Annotated in this window: 1 protein-coding gene; it reads right to left on the bottom strand. The window is 40.3% G+C overall.

All coding sequences use genetic code 11. The features are described 5' to 3' along the window. Window positions 1–18: 18 nt before the first annotated feature. Window positions 19–693 (bottom strand): IS3 family transposase (locus AC27G3_RS18170; RefSeq protein WP_487124049.1); only part of this gene is annotated, 675 nt, incomplete at its 5' end.

The raw sequence follows: 693 nt of genomic DNA, 5'->3' as shown, positions 1-693 counted from the left end.
TGGACTTCCCAGCTTTCACTAGACAGTTTCTAACTCAGAAAAATACGCTTCCTCAAATTTAGCAGGTGAAACACCGCCTGTATGTGAGTGACGCTTTTTAGGATTGTAAAACATTTCTATAAAATTAAATATCTCGGTTTTCGCATCGTTACGTGTCGAGTATATCTTCTTTTTAATAATGTGCTTTTTGATTGTTGCGAAAAAGCTTTCAGCAACCGCATTATCATGGCAATTGCCTCGACGACTCATCGAAGGTACAAGCTTATGCTCTTTCATCAATGCTAAGTAATCTGAGCTACCATATTGGCTACCTTGATCCGTGTGTACCATTACTTGTGATTTTGGCTGTCGTTGATAGACTGCCATTAGCAATGCTTTCATTACTAAATGTTTATCCATGTTTTTATCCATCGACCAACCAACAACTCGCCTAGAAAATAAATCCAAAACAGTAGCAAGGTACAAGAATCCTTCATGTGTTCTGATATAGGTGATGTCACTCACCCACGATTGGTTCGGTCCAGGTGGATTGAATTGACGAACTAACAAATTATCCGCTACTCGTGATGTTTTGCCACCTTTAATATGCCGACGTTTATAGCCTATTTGTGCCTTGAGCTTGTGCTCGGACATTATCTTAGCCACACGGTTAACGCTGCATGATTCACCTGCATCACGTAAATCGCGGTGTAT

This window comes from Colwellia sp. SU-HH01217 (assembly GCF_057543495.1).
The sequence above is the reverse complement of the archived record's forward strand: the minus strand, read 5'-3'. Positions and strand labels throughout refer to the sequence as shown.